The organism is Nocardia sp. NPDC050793 (assembly GCF_040654065.1).
GTDB lineage: Bacteria > Actinomycetota > Actinomycetes > Mycobacteriales > Mycobacteriaceae > Nocardia.
Map to the genome: position 1 here is coordinate 789,479 of NZ_JBFAHG010000001.1, position 15,102 is coordinate 804,580.

Genomic DNA, 15,102 nt, shown 5'->3' on the forward strand with positions numbered 1-15,102 from the left:
GCGGCTATCGAATCCTGCTGTACTTCACGAATGCCACCCCGTCCTCGAACACCCGGCTGGTGATCACGCGGAACCGGGCCGCTTCCGGCAGCCGGGGTCCGGAGCCGAACAGCGAGCGGCCGCGGCCGAGCACGATCGGATACAGCTTCAGGAAGATCTGGTCGATCTCGGGAAGCAGTACTTGGGCCAGCTCGCCGCCGCCGCACAGCCAGATACCGAGTCCCTTGTCCCGCTTGAGTTCTCGCACCCGCTCCAGCGGATCGTGCGAGATCAGCTCGACGGCGGGATCCGGGCTCTCCGGCAGGGTCGTGGAGACCACGAACTGCCGCAGATGCGCGTACGGGCTCGAGGTGCCGGTGCGCACGCCGAAATCGTGCGTCTTGCGGCCCATCAGCACCGTGTCGAAGTTGGCATTGCGCTTGTCGATGCCCCGTGCCTCCCGCACCTTGGTCGGCAGGGTCTCGGGATACTGCGCGGTGATCGCCGGGCCGTGGTCGCCGCCGACCGGGAAGAAGTCGACCGACCCGTCCTCGGTGGCGATGAAACCGTCGATCGTCGACGCTACGTAGTAGGTGAGCTTGCGCATATGTCCTTCCTCCACGACCGGGGGATGTCCCGGACTGCATGAGGAAACCGTAGCTCGCTCGAGTCAGCGGCGGCGCGGCTTCGGCTGGCAGCGCGGGCAGGAGTAGGAAGAACGGTTCATGAATCGCTCACGCACCACGGGCGCGCCGCAGCGGCGGCACGGCTCGTCTTCCCTGCCGTAGACGGCGAGTGCGCGTTCGAAGTAGCCGGATTCGCCGTTGACGTCGACATAGAGCGCGTCGAATGAGGTGCCGCCCACGGCGAGCGCCTCGCCCATCACGGCGGCGACCGCGTCGAGCAGTTCGCGTAGCACGGGCCGAGTCAGTCCGGAGGCGAGGCGAGTGCCGTGGATCCGAGCGCGCCAGAGCGACTCGTCGGCGTAGATGTTGCCGATGCCGGAGATCACCGACTGGTCGAGCAGCACTCGCTTGATCTCGGACTGCTTGGCCCGGATCGCGGCCACCGCCGCTTCCCGGTCGAAGCGCGGGTCCAGCGGATCACGGGCGATATGTGCGACCGGCTCGGGCACCGGCGTGCCGTCGACCTCGACCAGCGGGGCGAGCGCCCAGCCGCCGAAGGTGCGCTGGTCGACGAAGCGGAGCTGCGTGCCGTCCTGCAGGGTCGCCTGGATATGCGTGTGCTTCTCCAGCGGGGCGTCGGCGGACCGCACCAGCATCTGGCCGCTCATGCCGAGATGCACGACCAGCGCGTCGTCGCCGTCGTCGAAGGTGAGCCAGAGATATTTGCCGCGCCGCTCGGCCGCCGCCACCCGCTGCCCGGCCATGCGCGCCGCGAGATCGGCCGCGCCCTCGAGGTGACGACGTACCGATCGTGGGTGCGTGACGGTCACCGATTCGATCGTGCGGCCGACGACATGATCGGCGAGTCCGCGCCGGACGACCTCGACCTCGGGGAGCTCCGGCACGTCAGGCTTCGGCGGTCAATGCCTGATAGGCGGCGCCCGCGGCCTTCTGCTCCGCTTCCTTCTTGGACCGGCCGACGCCCTGCCCGTAGGCACGGCCACCGATCACCGTGGTCGCGGTGAATTCCTTGTCGTGGTCGGGGCCCGTCGAGGTGATCTCGTAACTGGGCACGCCCAGACCGCGTTCCGCGGTGAGCTCCTGCAGGCTGGTCTTCCAGTCGAGGCCGGCACCCATGCGGGGGCCACGCTCGAGCAACTCGGCGAACAGCCGCAGCACCACACCGCGCGCCACGTCGATGCCGTGTTGCAGGTGGACCGCGCCGAGCAGTGACTCCATGCCGTCGGCGAGGATGCTCGGCTTGTCCCGGCCGCCGGTGAGCTCTTCGCCCTTGCCCAGCAGCAGGTGCACGCCGAGTCCACCCTCGCCGAGCGCGCGCGCCACCTCGGCGAGCGCGTGCATGTTCACCACGCTCGCCCGCAGCTTGGCCAGTTCGCCCTCGGACTTGTCCGGGTGCTCGTGGTACAGCCGCTCGGTGATGCTGAGGCCGAGCACGGAGTCGCCGAGGAATTCCAGGCGCTCGTTGGTCGGTAGCCCGCCGTTCTCGTAGGCGTACGACCGGTGCGTCAGCGCGAGGCGCAGCAGATCCGGTCGCACGTCGACGCCGAGGGCTTCGAGCAGGCTGGCGTGTTCACCGGACGAGCCGGCTTCGTCCTTGCTGACGGTCACGTCGATACGACAGGTCGAACTGTCAGACGGCGGCGGTGACCTGGCGGCCCTTGTAGGTGCCGCAGGACGGGCATGCGATGTGCGGCAGGGTCTTCTCGCCGCAGGCGCGGTTCGGGCAGGTGATCAGGGTCGGCGCGGTGGCCTTCCACTGGCTGCGCCGCGACCTGGTGTTGGAACGGGACATCCGGCGCTTGGGAACGGCCACGACTAACTCTCCTCTGTCCTAATTGCTCTGCCGGTTCGGCTGACGGTCTTGCGTTTATCGTTCTGGGTCGGCGTCCGCGTCGGGACTGCCGTTGCCGGGCGATTCGGTGGCGAAGTTCGCCAGCCCGGCCCAGCGAGGGTCAAGTATCTCATGCCGATGGCCGGAACCCGCAATCGCCATCCGCACGCCGCATTCCGGGCACAGCCCGGCGCAGTCCGGTGTGCACAGCGGCTGCAAAGGCAGCTCCAACCCGATGGCGTCGATGACCACCGGTTCGAGGTCGATGAGATCGTCGTCCATCCGGTAGATCTCGTCGTCCTCGGTGGTCTGCTCGGTGGTGCTGTCGGGGTAGGCGAACAGCTCCGTGAGACGGAGGCGGACGTCGTCGGTGAACGGTTCGAGGCAGCGCGAGCACTCCCCCGCCGTCGGCGCGATCACCGTTCCGGTGACCAGCACACCCTCGGACACCGCTTGCAGTTGCAGGTCGAGTTCGACCTCGGACCCCTCCGGGATGCAGATCAGGTCCAACCCGATCTTCTCGGCGGTGGTGACCGTGCGCTGCAGCTCCCGCATCGTCCCGGGGCGGCGCCCCAGGCTGCGGATGTCCAGCACGAAACCCGCGTCCGTCTTGCGGCGCGAGGCCGCACGGGGACGCGACGCAGAACCGGAACCGGCGGGCATCACGAACTCACTCACGATCGAAGGGAAATGGGCAACCACTCAACAATACGCGAGATGTCGGCCGAACCTCAAAACGCAGGCGGCGCTGCGACACAGGCCGGCGCACCGGCCGGACGGCGCGCATCGGCAGAAACGGCGGTCGCGGCGAACGGGGCCGCGCCCGGTCAGCGGCGGAATTCCGCCGCGTAGTCAGGCGCTCCCGCACCGCTGCGCAGCTGGTGCCGCCCGCGGCCGACGGTGCGCAACGTGCTGTTCAGCGTCTCCTCGAACTGGGCGAGCGTCGAATCCACATAGTGGTCGCACTCGTCGCGCATCCGGTCGGCCTCCGCGTGCGCGCGGTCGATGACGCGCGCGGACTCGACGTGCGCCGCCCGGACCACTTCGGTCTGGGCCACCAGGCGCTCCTGCTCGGCGCGCCCTTCGGCCACCGAGCGTTCGTAGGACGCCTTGCCCGCCTCGATCATGCGCTCCGACTCGGCGCGCGCCCGGCCGGTCACCGCCTCGAACTCGGCGTTGCCGTCGGCTACGACGCGATCGGCCTCTTCCTGCGCGGCCGCGACCAAATGGTCGGCGTGCGCGCTGGCCTCGGCCACCATCCGGTCCGCGTGCGCCTTCGCGTCGGCGAGGATGCGGTCGGCCTCCTCGCGCGCCGAGCCGATGGTCTGCTCGGCCTGTTCGTTGGCGGAGGTCACGGTGATCTCGGCGGCCGAGCGAGCGTCGGAGACGATCTTGTCGCGATGGTCGAGTACGTCCTGGGCGTCGTCGAGTTCGCCGGGCAGCGCATCGCGCACGTCGTCGAGCAGTTCGAGCACGTCCCCACGCGGCACGATGCAGCTGCGGGTCGGCGGGATGCCGCGCGCCTCCTCGACGATTGCCACCAGCTCGTCGAGTGCCTCGAATACGCGATACATGCTCACTACCCCGCTCTCCTGCTGAATCGGGCGAAACTTTCCGCCGAGCCCAGTGTGCCCCCCATCACGGCGTATGCCGAGCCCCTTATCGGTGTGTCGTCGCAGTGTCTCGTACACCACAAAATCAAGTGGAGGATGACCCTCCACTTCGTGCTACATTTTTCTTCAGAGGGTCTCGGCAAGATCTTCTTAAGGGGACCGCAGGGCCACACGGGAACTGTGGGACCGAGGAGGCCGACGGAGTGGACGCCTTACCGAGCGGTTGACCTGTTTCAGATGTTCAGTACATACTGAACACAAGGAACAGCATGGCCCGGGAGGAAAGCGGCAACCGCCGCTGTTGTCCCTTCCGAGGCTCGGGTTGGATCGGAAGAGCAATGACGGTTCTGGAAGTACCACGCTCGGCAGTGGTGCCCGTCGGCGTCTACACGCCGTGGGCCTTCCCGTACCCCACGGTGCGCCCGGAGTCGGTCGCCCGATTCGGGCAGTTTCTGCAGTACCTGCGCGGCGATCGCGCCTTCGCCCAGCTCATTCGTTTCGCGCTGGTCGGCGGTTCCAGCAACGTCGCCTACGTCCTGCTCTTCTTCACCATGCACGGCGTCGGCCCGATCATGGCCAACATCGCCGGTTCGGTGGTCAGCACGATCATCGCCAACGAGCTGCACCGCCAGCTCACCTTCCACGCCGCGGGCCGGGTCGGCTGGTTCACCGCGCAATGGGAGGGCGGCGGACTCGCCCTGGTCGGCCTCGCCATCACCACCGCGGCGCTGGCCGCGCTCGAGCTGTGGGCCCCCGGCCTCGGCGACGCCGCCCAGGCGGCGGCCGTCCTCGCCATCACCGCCGCGGTCGGCGGCATGCGCTTCCTCGCCCTGCGCGGCCTGGTGTTCTGACAACACCCTCGAACGAATCCGCCCCGGTTCCGAATTCGGAACCGGGGCGGTTGTCTGTCCGAGGCTCAGCCGCGCCGTTCGGCGAGGCGGTCGAGCAGTCGCTTGTGCACCGACGGCGGAAGCATGTCGCTGACGTCGCCGCCGTAGGTGGCCACCTCCTTGACCAGCGAGCTGGACAGGAAGCTCAAGGTCGGGTTGGTGGCGATGAAGAAGGTGTCGACCCCGGAGAGCTTCTTGTTCATCTGGGCCATCTGCAGTTCGTAGCCGAAATCGCCCGCGTCGCGCAGACCTTTGACAATGGCGGTGATGCCCTGTTCCCTGGCGAAGTCCACGGTCAGGCCCTGCCAGGAGGCGACCCGCAGGTTCGGCAGGTGCGCGGTCGCCTCGCGCAGCATCTCCATCCGCTCCTCGACGGTGAACATGCCCTGCTTCTTCGGGTTCACCATCACGGTCACCACGACCTCGTCGAATTGCGCCGCCGCGCGGGCGAATACGTCGAGATGCCCGTTGGTGACCGGATCGAACGATCCGGGACACAGTGCTCCAGCCATGAGCCGACGCTACCACCCGGTCACGGCCGGTAGTCGGCCAGTTCCAGGCGGGTTTCGCCGTAGCGGCGCGGCTTGGCGGCGACGAAGGCTGCGGGCCAATCGATTTCGGGCGAGCGGCTGGACCGTTCGACGACGATCAGCGCGTCGGGGTGCAACCAGGCGCCGTCGGCGAGCGCGACCAGGTCGGCGGTCACCGCCGCGGTGTCCACGTCGTAGGGCGGGTCGGACAGCACCAGATCGAACCGTCCCGCGCCGCCTTGGGCGAGCACCGCGGCGACCGGCCCGACACGCAGTTCCGCGCCGGGCAGGCCGAGGTCGGCGATGTTGCCGCGCACCACGGCCGCCGCCTTGCGATCCGATTCGACGAGCAGCGCGTAGGACGCGCCGCGGGAGAGCGCCTCCAGCCCGAGCGCGCCCGAGCCCGCGTACAGGTCGAGCACCCGCGCGCCGTCCAGATCCATCCTGGCGTCGAGCGCGCTGAACAGCGCCTCGCGCACCCGGTCGGAGGTGGGCCTGGTACCCGCGGGCGGCACCCGGAGGCGCCGCCCGCCCGCCGCGCCCGCGACGATCCGCGTCATTCCGCGGTCGACTCGCGCACGGCCAGTTCGACCAGCAGGTCACCGCCCTCGACCTGCTGCACCTTGCCGATCGCGATGCGACCGACGGTGCCCGCGCGCGGCGCGGTGATGGCGGCCTCCATCTTCATGGCCTCGATGGTGGCGATGGTGTCGCCGGTCTCGACGGTGTCGCCCTCGGCGACCGCCAGGGTGACGACGCCCGCGAACGGCGCGGCGATATGGCCGGGGTTGGTCTTGTCGGCCTTCTCCGCCACCGGGATCTCGCTGGCGATGGACCTGTCGCGCACCGCGACCGGCCGCAGCTGGCCGTTGAGAATGCACATCACCGTGCGCATTCCGCGCTCGTCGGGCTCGGAGATGGCCTCCAGCCCGATCAGCAGGGTGACGCCCTTCTCCAGCTGCACCCGGTGTTCCTCGCCGCGGCGCAGTCCGTAGAAGAACTGGTTGGCGCTGAGCCCCGAAGTGTCGCCGTACTTTTCGCGGTGGGTGAGGAATTCCGTGGTCGGGCCGGGGAACAGCAGGCGGTTGAGCGTGGCGCGCCGCTGCGCCGAATCAGCTTCCAGCCCGGCCTGATCCGCGGGCGAGAGCGGCGTCTCCGGCTTGGCCGCGCCACGTCCGGCGAGCGCCTTGCTGCGGAACGGCTCGGGCCAGCCGCCCGCCGGGGTGCCGAGTTCGCCGCGCAGGAAGCCGATCACCGAGTCGGGGATGTCGTAGCGGCCGGGATCGGCGGCGAAGTCCTCGATGTCGACGCCGGTGCCCACCAGTGCCAGCGCGAGGTCGCCGACGACCTTCGACGACGGCGTCACCTTCACCAGGCGACCGAGCAGGCGGTCGGCGGCGGCGTACTTGGCCTCGACCTCCTCGAATCGATCGCCGAGGCCGAGCGCGATGGCCTGCTGGCGCAGGTTCGACAGCTGACCGCCGGGGATCTCGTGGGTGTAGACGCGCCCGGTCGGGGCGGGCAGCCCGGACTCGAAGGGCGCGTACACCTTTCGCAGCGCCTCCCAGTACGGCTCCAGATCGCACACGTTCTGCAGATCCAGCCCGGTGTCGAACTCGCTGTTGGCCGCCGCGGCGACGATCGCCGACAGCGCGGGCTGACTGGTGGTGCCCGCCATGGCCGCGCTCGCGCCGTCCACCGCGTCGGCGCCCGCCTGCCAGGCGGCCAGGTAGGTGGCCAGCTGACCGCCGGGGGTGTCGTGGGTGTGCACGTGCACCGGCAGATCGAAGTTGCTGCGCAGCGCGGTGACCAGGGTCGCGGCCGCGGGCGCGCGCAGCAGGCCTGCCATGTCCTTGATCGCGAGCACGTGCGCGCCCGCGTCCACGATCTGCTCGGCCAGCTTGAGGTAGTAGTCGAGGGTGTAGAGGTTCTCGTTCGGGTTCGACAGATCGCCGGTGTAGCTCATCGCGACTTCGGCGATGGCGGTGCCGGTTTCGCGCACGGCGTCGATGGCGGGGCGCATCTGGTCGACGTTGTTGAGCGCGTCGAAGATGCGGAAGATATCGATACCGGTGGCCGTCGCCTCGGAGACGAACGACCGGGTCACCTGCTCCGGGTACGGGGTGTAGCCGACGGTGTTGCGCCCGCGCAGCAGCATCTGCAGGCAGATGTTCGGGATCGCCTCACGCAGCGCGGCCAGCCGCTCCCACGGGTCCTCGTAGAGGAAGCGCAGCGCCACGTCGTAGGTCGCGCCGCCCCAGCACTCGACCGAGAGCAGCTCCGGGGTCATCCGCGCGACGTGCCCGGCGACCTGCAGCAGACCGTTGGACCGCACGCGGGTGGCCAGCAGCGACTGGTGCGCGTCGCGGAAGGTGGTGTCGGTGATGCCGACCGCCTTCTGCTCGCGCAGCGCCTGCGCGAAACCCTCCGGACCGAGGCGAAGCAGCCGCTGCCGCGAGCCGTCCGGCGGCGGCACGCTCAGATCGATGGCGGGCAGCTTGTCGTGCGGGTAGACCGTGGTCGGCCGCTCACCGTGCGGCTTGTTGACGGTGATGTCGGCCAGGTACTCGAGGATCTTGGTGCCGCGGTCGGCGGACTGGCGCAGCGTCAGCAGCTGCGGGCGCTCGTCGATGAACGAGGTGGTGACCCGGCCCACCTTGAAGTCGGGGTCGTCGAGCACCGCGAGCAGGAACGGGATGTTGGTGGTGACGCCGCGGATGCGGAACTCCGCGAGCGCGCGCCGGGCCCTGGCCGCCGCGGCGGGCAGGTCACGGCCGCGGCAGGTCAGCTTGACCAGCATGGAATCGAAGTAGGCGCCGATCTCCGCGCCGAGGTTGGCGCCGCCGTCCAGGCGGATGCCCGCGCCGCCGGGGGTGCGGTAGGCGGTGATGCGCCCGGTGTCGGGGCGGAAGCCGTTGGCCGGGTCCTCGGTGGTGATGCGGCACTGCAGCGCCGCGCCGCGAATGGCCACGGAATCCTGGCTCAGGCCCAGGTCGGCGAGTGTCTCCCCGGCCGCGATACGCAGCTGCGACTGCACGAGGTCGACGTCGGTGATCTCCTCGGTGACCGTGTGCTCGACCTGGATGCGCGGGTTCATCTCGATGAAGACGTGGTTGCCGCGCTCGTCGAGCAGGAACTCCACGGTGCCCGCACAGCTGTAGCCGATCTGGCGGGCGAAGGCCACCGCGTCGGCGCAGATGCGTTCGCGCAGCGCCGGGTCGAGGTTGGGCGCGGGCGCCAGCTCGATCACCTTCTGGTGGCGGCGCTGCACCGAACAGTCGCGCTCGAACAGGTGCATGACGTTGCCGTGCTGGTCGGCCAGGATCTGTACCTCGATGTGGCGCGGGTTCACCACCGCCTGCTCGAGGAACACGGTCGGGTCGCCGAACGCGGACTCGGCCTCGCGCGACGCCGCCTCGATCGATTCGCGCAGCTGCTCGGGCGCCGCGACCCGGCGCATGCCGCGACCGCCGCCGCCCGCGACCGCCTTGACGAAGATCGGGTACTCGAGTTCGGCTGACGCGGCGAGCAGTTCGTCCACGTCCGCCGACGGCGCGCTGGACTTCAGCACCGGAAGCCCGGCCGCCCGTGCCGCCTCGATGGCGCGCGCCTTGTTGCCCGCCAGTTCCAGTACCTCGGCCGTGGGACCGATGAAGGTGATGCCCTCGCGCGCGCAGGCCGCCGCCAAATCGGGGTTCTCCGAGAGGAATCCGTACCCCGGGTAGATGGCGTCGGCGCCCGCGGTCTTGGCCGCGTCGATGATCGCCTCGATGGAGAGGTAAGCGCGGACCGGATGGCCCTGCTCCCCGATCTGATAGGACTCCGCGGCCTTCAAACGATGGACCGAATTGCGGTCCTCGTATGGGAAAACGGCGACCGTCCCGATGCCGAGTTCGTAGGCCGCGCGGAAGGCGCGGATGGCGATCTCGCCGCGATTGGCAACCAAGACTTTCGAGAACATTGAACCAAGGTACCCGGCCCCGGATACAGCGCCGACAGGGAAGTCCCCTTCGCAGCAATCTTCACAACGGGACCTAGCAGGCTTGCGAAGTTGCGTTCATCCTGGCGTCACATCTCACCGCCGCCACGCTCGGTCGGTGCGGGGAGCCGGGGGTGCGCACGGAATACCCCGGCGCCCGTTTATGCTGGACAACGCAGCTGGTTCTCCAGTGCGCCCGACGAGATGGAGCCCCGACGTCGCGCGCCCGGAGTCGAAACCCGTTCCCGGTCCTCCGGGCGGCGGGCGAGAGGGAACCCGGTGGGAATCCGGGACTGTCCCGCAGCGGTGAGCAGGAACGAACACCGTCATCACGCACTGGGCGCACGCCTGGGAAGCGACGGCAAGTAGGTCGGCGGGAGCACAGCTCCGCAGCCGGTGCCCGCGAGTCCGAAGACCTGCCAGCCGTGCCGGATACGCCGTATCCGGCGGCCACCGCCTCGTGGATTGAGCGCGCGGACCACCAGTGCTGACTTTCCGGGCTCCGTTTCCACACGGCTGCCCGCGACGTCGGCTGGTCGCCGCGTGCTCGCATGGCGATGGCTCACGACCTGAAAAGCACTGGAGCACACCGTGACTGTTTCTCAGCACACCCCTTTCACCGCGACGGTTCCCGGGCTACCGCGCGTGGGACCGCGCCGGGAGTTGAAGCGCGCCACCGAGTCGTACTGGGCCGGGCGCATCGACGCCGAGCAGCTGCACGCCGTCGCCCGCGACCTGCGGCGCACCCAGTTCGCCGAGCTGCAGGCGGCCGGACTCGACTCGATCCCGGTCGGCACCTTCTCCTACTACGACCAGGTGCTCGACACCGCCGTGCTGCTCGGCGCACTGCCGACCCGGGTCGCCGGGATCGCCGATCCGCTCGACCGGTACTTCGCGGCGGCCCGCGGCACCGACACCGTGGAGCCGCTGGAGATGACCAAGTGGTTCGACACCAACTACCACTACCTCGTTCCCGAGATCGGCGCGGAGACGACCTTCGCGTTGCATCCGGAGAAGCTGCTCGACGAACTGCGCGAGGCGCTCGAACTCGGCGTACCCGCGCGCCCGGTGGTGGTCGGGCCGATCACCTTCCTGAAGCTGGCAAAGAGCACCGGCGGAGCGGCGCTCGACCGGCTCGGCGAGCTGGTGCCGCTCTACCGCGACCTGCTGCGGCAGCTGGCCGCCGCGGGTGCGGCGTGGGTGCAGATCGACGAGCCGGTACTGGTCACCGATCTCACCGAGGCCGAGATCGAGCTGGTGCGGCGCACCTACACCGAGCTCGCCGAGGCGAGCGAGCGGCCCGCGATCCTGGTCGCCACTTACTTCGGCACGCCCGGCGAGGCGCTGCCGGCGCTGGCGGGCACCGCCGTCGAGGGCATCGCTCTGGACTTCACCTCGGCGCTGGACCTGTCCGCGGTGGCCTCGCTGCCGTCGCTGGCGGACAAGCTGCTGGTCGCAGGCGTGGTCGACGGACGCAACGTGTGGCGCACCGACCTGGATCGCGCGTTGTCCACCCTCGGCACGCTGCTCGGCAGCGCGTCGTCGGTGGCGGTGTCGAGCTCTTGCTCGCTGCTGCACGTGCCGTATTCGCTGGCGCCCGAGACCGGGCTGGACGAGCGGCTGCGCTCCTGGCTGGCCTTCGGCGCCGAAAAGGTGACCGAAGTGCGTCTGCTGGCAACGGCTTTGGCGCAGGGCACCCAGGCCATCGCGGACGAGCTCGCCGCCGCGCGCGCCGCCGCGGCGTCGCGCACCGCCGACCCGCGGCTCTCCGATGCGCAGGTGCGGGCCAGGCTCAACGCGCTCGGTCCGGATGCCACCCGGCGCGCGCCCGCCGACGAACGTCGCGCGCTGCAGGCGCACCGGCTCGATCTGCCCTCGCTGCCCACCACCACGATCGGCTCCTACCCGCAGACCTCGGAGATCCGACTGGCCAGGGCGGCGCTGCGCAAGGGCGAGATCGATGAGACCGAGTACGTGCGCCGGATGCGTTCCGAGATCGCGGACGTCGTCGCGCTGCAGGAGAAGCTGGGCTTGGACGTGCTCGTGCACGGCGAGCCGGAGCGCAACGACATGGTGCAGTACTTCGCCGAGCAGCTCGACGGTTTCGCCGCCACCGAGAACGGCTGGGTGCAGTCCTACGGCACCCGCTGCGTGCGGCCGCCGATCCTGTTCGGCGACGTCACTCGCCGCACACCGATGACGGTGGACTGGATCGCCTACGCCCAGTCGCTGACCGACAAGCCGGTCAAGGGCATGCTGACCGGGCCGGTCACCATTCTCGCCTGGTCGTTCGTGCGCGACGACCAGCCGCTGGCCGATTCGGCGCGCCAGGTGGCGCTGGCGATCCGGGACGAGACGGTCGATCTCCAGTCCGCGGGCATCCGCATCATCCAGGTCGACGAACCCGCACTACGCGAGCTGCTCCCGTTGCGCGCCGCCGACCAGCCCGCGTACCTGGACTGGTCGGTGGGCTCGTTCCGCCTGGCGACCTCCGGCGTCTCCGACGCCACCCAGATCCACACCCACCTGTGCTATTCGGAGTTCGGTGAGGTGATCGATGCGATCGCGGGGCTCGACGCCGACGTGACCTCCATCGAGGCGGCCCGCTCGCACATGGAGGTGCTCGACGACCTCAACGCCGCGGGCTTCGACCTGGGCGTGGGTCCTGGCGTCTACGACATCCACTCCCCACGGGTGCCGAGCGTCGAGGAGATCACCGCCTCGCTGCGCGCCGCGCTGAAAGCCGTTCCCGCCGAGCGGCTCTGGGTGAACCCGGACTGCGGTCTGAAGACCCGCGGACCGGTGGAGGTGGAGGCCTCGCTGCGCAACATGGTGGCCGCGGCCAAGGCGGTGCGCTAGCACGAAGGCCGGGCCGCGCTTCCCGCGCGGCCCGGCCGCTGTGCACCGAATCTCACCCGCCCCCCGGCGGACTCGACCTCCCCCGGCCCCCGGCTGCACCTCTCGGCCAGAAGCGATCTCACTCTCCCTCCGCCGGACGCCCTTGCTGCCGCCGCTTTCTCGGCGTGTAACTCTCGCAAGCCTCCCCCGCCTCCCGCACCGGACGCACCCGCGCCCTGGGACTCACCCCTTGCCGCCACGACGGCACACACCTCGACCTTTCCATGTCACCCCTCCTCACACATCGACGAAACCTTGCTCCCCACTTGCTTTGTTCGACGCGCGCCGCGTCCGTTCGGTTCCCCCCGCGGAGATCCTCGGTGCGGCAGGTGATCTCCACCGGTCAGCCAACAACGATTTTCGGCTGATCGTCAACGCCGGTCTTATGACGCCATCCATCGCCCGTCGGGCGGTCGTCGTACTACGCGTACTGGGATGAGCATGCCCTGCAGATCTGGGCGCCAAGTCGCGCCACTGCCGAGCCGAAAGTTGACGCCCTCAGCTCACAGTGTGTCGCTAACGGAAGCACTGTGGCGACGGAACCCGGGCATGAATCGGTTGGTCCGTGCCTGGTAGTCGCGGTAGCCCGGCCTCTTCTGCGCGCTGTAGTACTCGGCCGGGACAGCGCCGGTGTAGTACACGAGACACCAGTACATGATCGCCGACAGCGCGAACAGCCCGAGGCTGGCGCCGATCGCCGCGACGGGCGTGAATTCGTCGAATGCTCGGCGCAGCACCGGCAAGCACAGGACGATGATCGCGTTCCACTGCATCCACTGGAAGAAGTAGTTGGGGTGTCGGCTGTACTTCCAGAGTCCGACGTCGCAATGCCCCCGCGTATTCGTCCTCGACATCGACCGGACGAAACGGATTTTCTGAAAGTCGGCGACCGACTCCAGTACCCACGACACCGCCCACAAGATGATGCCTGCCGCTGCGACTGCGCTCATTCCGGCACCGTCGATCGCGATCACCAGCGCTGCCGGTACGGCCATGACGGTGATGTTCGAGAATGCCTGGACCAGGATCTCGGCTACGATGTCGAGCCGCTCGCTGCCCAGGGTGGCCTTTGCCCACCGCTTTCGCTGGAACCGATAGCGCGGCAGCTCACGGTCGAGTTCGCCGTGGCGCCAGAGGACCAGTGCAGCGATACCCATGCGTCCGCCCATAACCAGGAAGACGACGGCCACAGCTATGGCGAGCGGGGATCTGTCACTCATCGCGAGCGTCAGGACGCCGAGGGCAACGAGCCCCCATGGCCATGCGATGTCGACATAGGACATCCGGAGAGTGCGCCACCCCGGGATGCAGGCAGCGCCGACAAAGATGGCGAACTGGACGCCGACGTTCACCAGCAGGAAATCCCGCAGCGCTGACTCGGTGAGCATGGCGCCGAGGACGACCAGGGAAGCGAGGGACGGAAAGGCGCGGTTCGCTAGTCCTCGCGCATTGCTCGATGGGGACGGCATGCGCAAACGGTAAGATACAAGTTAGCAACTTGCAAGTGGGGTACTAGCCTTGTGGATTGTGACCAGAGTCAAGACGACACCACGGCGAAGCCAAGCCGAACGACGAGCAGAGACTCAGGATCGGCTGCTCGGGGCGACGGTATCGATGCTCGTCGAGCAGGGGTTCGTCGCGTTGAGCGCTGCAGCGGTGGCCGCTCGTGCCGGTGTCAGCCAGGGCGCGATGCAGCACTACTACCCGACGAAGGCCGCGTTGGTGAAGGCCGCTCTCGAGCGCATCGTCGAACGCTACGTGGCCGATGTGCAGGCCGAGGTCGGCCCGTTGCCGCCGGGCGCCGGGCGGTTCGAGGCACTGCTCGACTTGCTGTGGGAGGTCCACAACCTGCCGATAAGCCGTGCACTGCTCGAGCTGTACGCCGTCGGCCGCAACGATGCGGATCTCGCCGACGTTGCGGCCATGCTGGCGAACCTCGCGACTACCGCCGTCGGCGATCTGGCCGGCGAGCTCGTTCCCGAGGTTGCGGCGCGAGACGGCTTCCACGAATGGTTGCTGACCACCCTCGCCACGTTGCGCGGCACCGCACTCCTGGCGGTACCCGGGGCCGAACAGGCCCACCTCGACTGGCCCACACTCCGCGACCGGCTGACGGCCTCACTCCCGTCACCGCCGTAGTCGGATTCCGCGCGCATCGCATGGAAGAGCGCGCCGGACGCAAGGTCGGATCGACCTCAGCCCGGGAGGCCGAAGGCGCGGTTGATGGCGGCCATGTCGAAGTAGTCGCGCCAGGCGGTGATGGCGCCGTTGTGTACTTCGAAGACGCCCATGACGGGCAGTGGGGTGTCGCGGCCGTTGCCGCGCAAGGTGTCGGTGCGCTCGTTCATGACGACGTTGCCGGAGGTCACCTGGTGGTGGATGTCGAAATCGATGGCGTCGAAGGTGGTGAGGAAGCCGGCGATGAAATCGCGGATGGCGGTGCGGCCGACGATCGGCTCCATCGGAATGTTGTGGTAGACGGCGTCTTCGGCGAAGTACGAGCTGATCCGATCGGGGTCGGGATCAGACCAGCTCTGGCACATCGCGCGGACGAGTTCGTCGGGACCGGTCATGGCAACGCTCGCTTCCTTGGCGCCGGGCGGGGCATCGGGTCGATCAACCGATTCAACCAAACAATTGCTTGGTTCAACAGCGGTTGCGCCGATCGGCCCGCGCTCGCGCCGCGCGGAGGCGTCCCACACACGTTCTGCACGCACCACATAGCCGGTGCCTAT

General features: G+C 69.0%; 14 protein-coding genes and 1 riboswitch. Of the genes, 3 read left to right on the top strand and 11 right to left on the bottom strand.

The genetic code is table 11. The annotated features are described in order from the left end of the window. Positions 1-4: 4 nt before the first annotated feature. The 6 genes from AB0H50_RS03570 to AB0H50_RS03595 form a co-directional block, all read right to left on the bottom strand. Positions 5-586 carry a dihydrofolate reductase family protein gene (locus AB0H50_RS03570; protein ID WP_357446100.1) on the bottom strand — a complete coding sequence of 194 codons (582 nt, stop codon included), beginning with the start codon at positions 584-586 and terminating at the stop codon, positions 5-7. Positions 587-649: 63 nt separating this feature from the next. Continuing rightward, the gene (mutM, locus tag AB0H50_RS03575) at positions 650-1,510 is read right to left on the bottom strand and encodes a bifunctional DNA-formamidopyrimidine glycosylase/DNA-(apurinic or apyrimidinic site) lyase (protein ID WP_357446103.1); all 861 of its coding nucleotides are present in this window, start codon (positions 1,508-1,510) and stop codon (positions 650-652) included. Between the two features lies 1 nt (position 1,511). Continuing rightward, the gene (gene rnc, locus AB0H50_RS03580; protein ID WP_357446106.1) at positions 1,512-2,234 is read right to left on the bottom strand and encodes a ribonuclease III; all 723 of its coding nucleotides are present in this window, start codon (positions 2,232-2,234) and stop codon (positions 1,512-1,514) included. Positions 2,235-2,256: 22 nt separating this feature from the next. After that, entirely contained in the window at positions 2,257-2,439 is a 183-nt protein-coding gene (gene rpmF / locus AB0H50_RS03585; protein WP_014987105.1) for a 50S ribosomal protein L32, read from the bottom strand. Positions 2,440-2,493: 54 nt separating this feature from the next. After that, positions 2,494-3,120 carry a DUF177 domain-containing protein gene (locus AB0H50_RS03590; RefSeq protein WP_357447248.1) on the bottom strand — a complete coding sequence of 209 codons (627 nt, stop codon included), beginning with the start codon at positions 3,118-3,120 and terminating at the stop codon, positions 2,494-2,496. Positions 3,121-3,284: 164 nt separating this feature from the next. Beyond that, a complete protein-coding gene (locus AB0H50_RS03595) occupies positions 3,285-4,031 on the bottom strand; it encodes a DivIVA domain-containing protein (protein ID WP_357447250.1) in 747 nt (248 codons plus the stop codon). 377 nt (positions 4,032-4,408) lie between these two features. Between AB0H50_RS03595 and AB0H50_RS03600 the strand changes: the two genes are divergently transcribed. After that, positions 4,409-4,921: a GtrA family protein gene (locus AB0H50_RS03600; protein WP_357446109.1), complete on the top strand. Its 513-nt coding sequence runs from the start codon at positions 4,409-4,411 to the stop codon at positions 4,919-4,921. A 65-nt stretch (positions 4,922-4,986) separates the two neighbouring features. Here the strand turns inward: AB0H50_RS03600 and coaD are convergent, their stop codons facing one another. The 3 genes from coaD to AB0H50_RS03615 are packed head-to-tail and all read right to left on the bottom strand — an operon-like array spanning position 4,987 to position 9,451. Beyond that, a complete protein-coding gene (gene coaD / locus AB0H50_RS03605) occupies positions 4,987-5,472 on the bottom strand; it encodes a pantetheine-phosphate adenylyltransferase (protein ID WP_357446112.1) in 486 nt (161 codons plus the stop codon). Positions 5,473-5,492: 20 nt separating this feature from the next. Further along, the gene (gene rsmD, locus AB0H50_RS03610) at positions 5,493-6,050 is read right to left on the bottom strand and encodes a 16S rRNA (guanine(966)-N(2))-methyltransferase RsmD (protein WP_357446115.1); all 558 of its coding nucleotides are present in this window, start codon (positions 6,048-6,050) and stop codon (positions 5,493-5,495) included. Beyond that, positions 6,047-9,451 (bottom strand): pyruvate carboxylase, encoded by a 3,405-nt coding sequence (locus AB0H50_RS03615; RefSeq protein ID WP_357446118.1) that lies wholly within the window; start codon positions 9,449-9,451, stop codon positions 6,047-6,049. Before AB0H50_RS03615 ends, rsmD begins: the two co-directional genes overlap by 4 nt. A gap of 247 nt (positions 9,452-9,698) precedes the next feature. After that, positions 9,699-9,908: riboswitch (cobalamin riboswitch) on the top strand. Positions 9,909-10,060: 152 nt separating this feature from the next. Here AB0H50_RS03615 and metE point away from each other — a divergent pair. Continuing rightward, positions 10,061-12,328: a 5-methyltetrahydropteroyltriglutamate--homocysteine S-methyltransferase gene (gene metE, locus AB0H50_RS03620; RefSeq protein WP_357446120.1), complete on the top strand. Its 2,268-nt coding sequence runs from the start codon at positions 10,061-10,063 to the stop codon at positions 12,326-12,328. Positions 12,329-12,870: 542 nt separating this feature from the next. Here the strand turns inward: metE and AB0H50_RS03625 are convergent. Continuing rightward, positions 12,871-13,719 (bottom strand): DUF1295 domain-containing protein, encoded by an 849-nt coding sequence (locus tag AB0H50_RS03625; RefSeq protein ID WP_357446123.1) that lies wholly within the window; start codon positions 13,717-13,719, stop codon positions 12,871-12,873. Positions 13,720-13,894: 175 nt separating this feature from the next. Here AB0H50_RS03625 and AB0H50_RS03630 point away from each other — a divergent pair, with 175 nt between their 5' ends. Further along, a complete protein-coding gene (locus tag AB0H50_RS03630) occupies positions 13,895-14,506 on the top strand; it encodes a TetR/AcrR family transcriptional regulator (protein ID WP_357446126.1) in 612 nt (203 codons plus the stop codon). Positions 14,507-14,562: 56 nt separating this feature from the next. Here the strand turns inward: AB0H50_RS03630 and AB0H50_RS03635 are convergent, their stop codons facing one another. After that, complete coding sequence (locus tag AB0H50_RS03635; RefSeq protein WP_357446129.1) at positions 14,563-14,940, bottom strand: limonene-1,2-epoxide hydrolase family protein; 378 nt, start codon at positions 14,938-14,940, stop codon at positions 14,563-14,565. Positions 14,941-15,102 lie beyond the last annotated feature (162 nt).

Bases quoted from the DNA above. Each gene is read 5' to 3' on its own strand.
- AB0H50_RS03615 (WP_357446118.1), bottom strand. From the start codon at position 9,451: ATGTTCTCGAAAGTCTTGGTTGCCAATCGCGGCGAGATCGCCATCCGC.
- AB0H50_RS03595 (WP_357447250.1), bottom strand. From the start codon at position 4,031: ATGTATCGCGTATTCGAGGCACTCGACGAGCTGGTGGCAATCGTCGAG.
- AB0H50_RS03635 (WP_357446129.1), bottom strand. From the start codon at position 14,940: ATGACCGGTCCCGACGAACTCGTCCGCGCGATGTGCCAGAGCTGGTCT.
- AB0H50_RS03570 (WP_357446100.1), bottom strand. From the start codon at position 586: ATGCGCAAGCTCACCTACTACGTAGCGTCGACGATCGACGGTTTCATC.
- rsmD (WP_357446115.1), bottom strand. From the start codon at position 6,050: ATGACGCGGATCGTCGCGGGCGCGGCGGGCGGGCGGCGCCTCCGGGTG.
- AB0H50_RS03600 (WP_357446109.1), top strand. From the start codon at position 4,409: ATGACGGTTCTGGAAGTACCACGCTCGGCAGTGGTGCCCGTCGGCGTC.
- coaD (WP_357446112.1), bottom strand. From the start codon at position 5,472: ATGGCTGGAGCACTGTGTCCCGGATCGTTCGATCCGGTCACCAACGGG.
- AB0H50_RS03590 (WP_357447248.1), bottom strand. From the start codon at position 3,120: ATGCCCGCCGGTTCCGGTTCTGCGTCGCGTCCCCGTGCGGCCTCGCGC.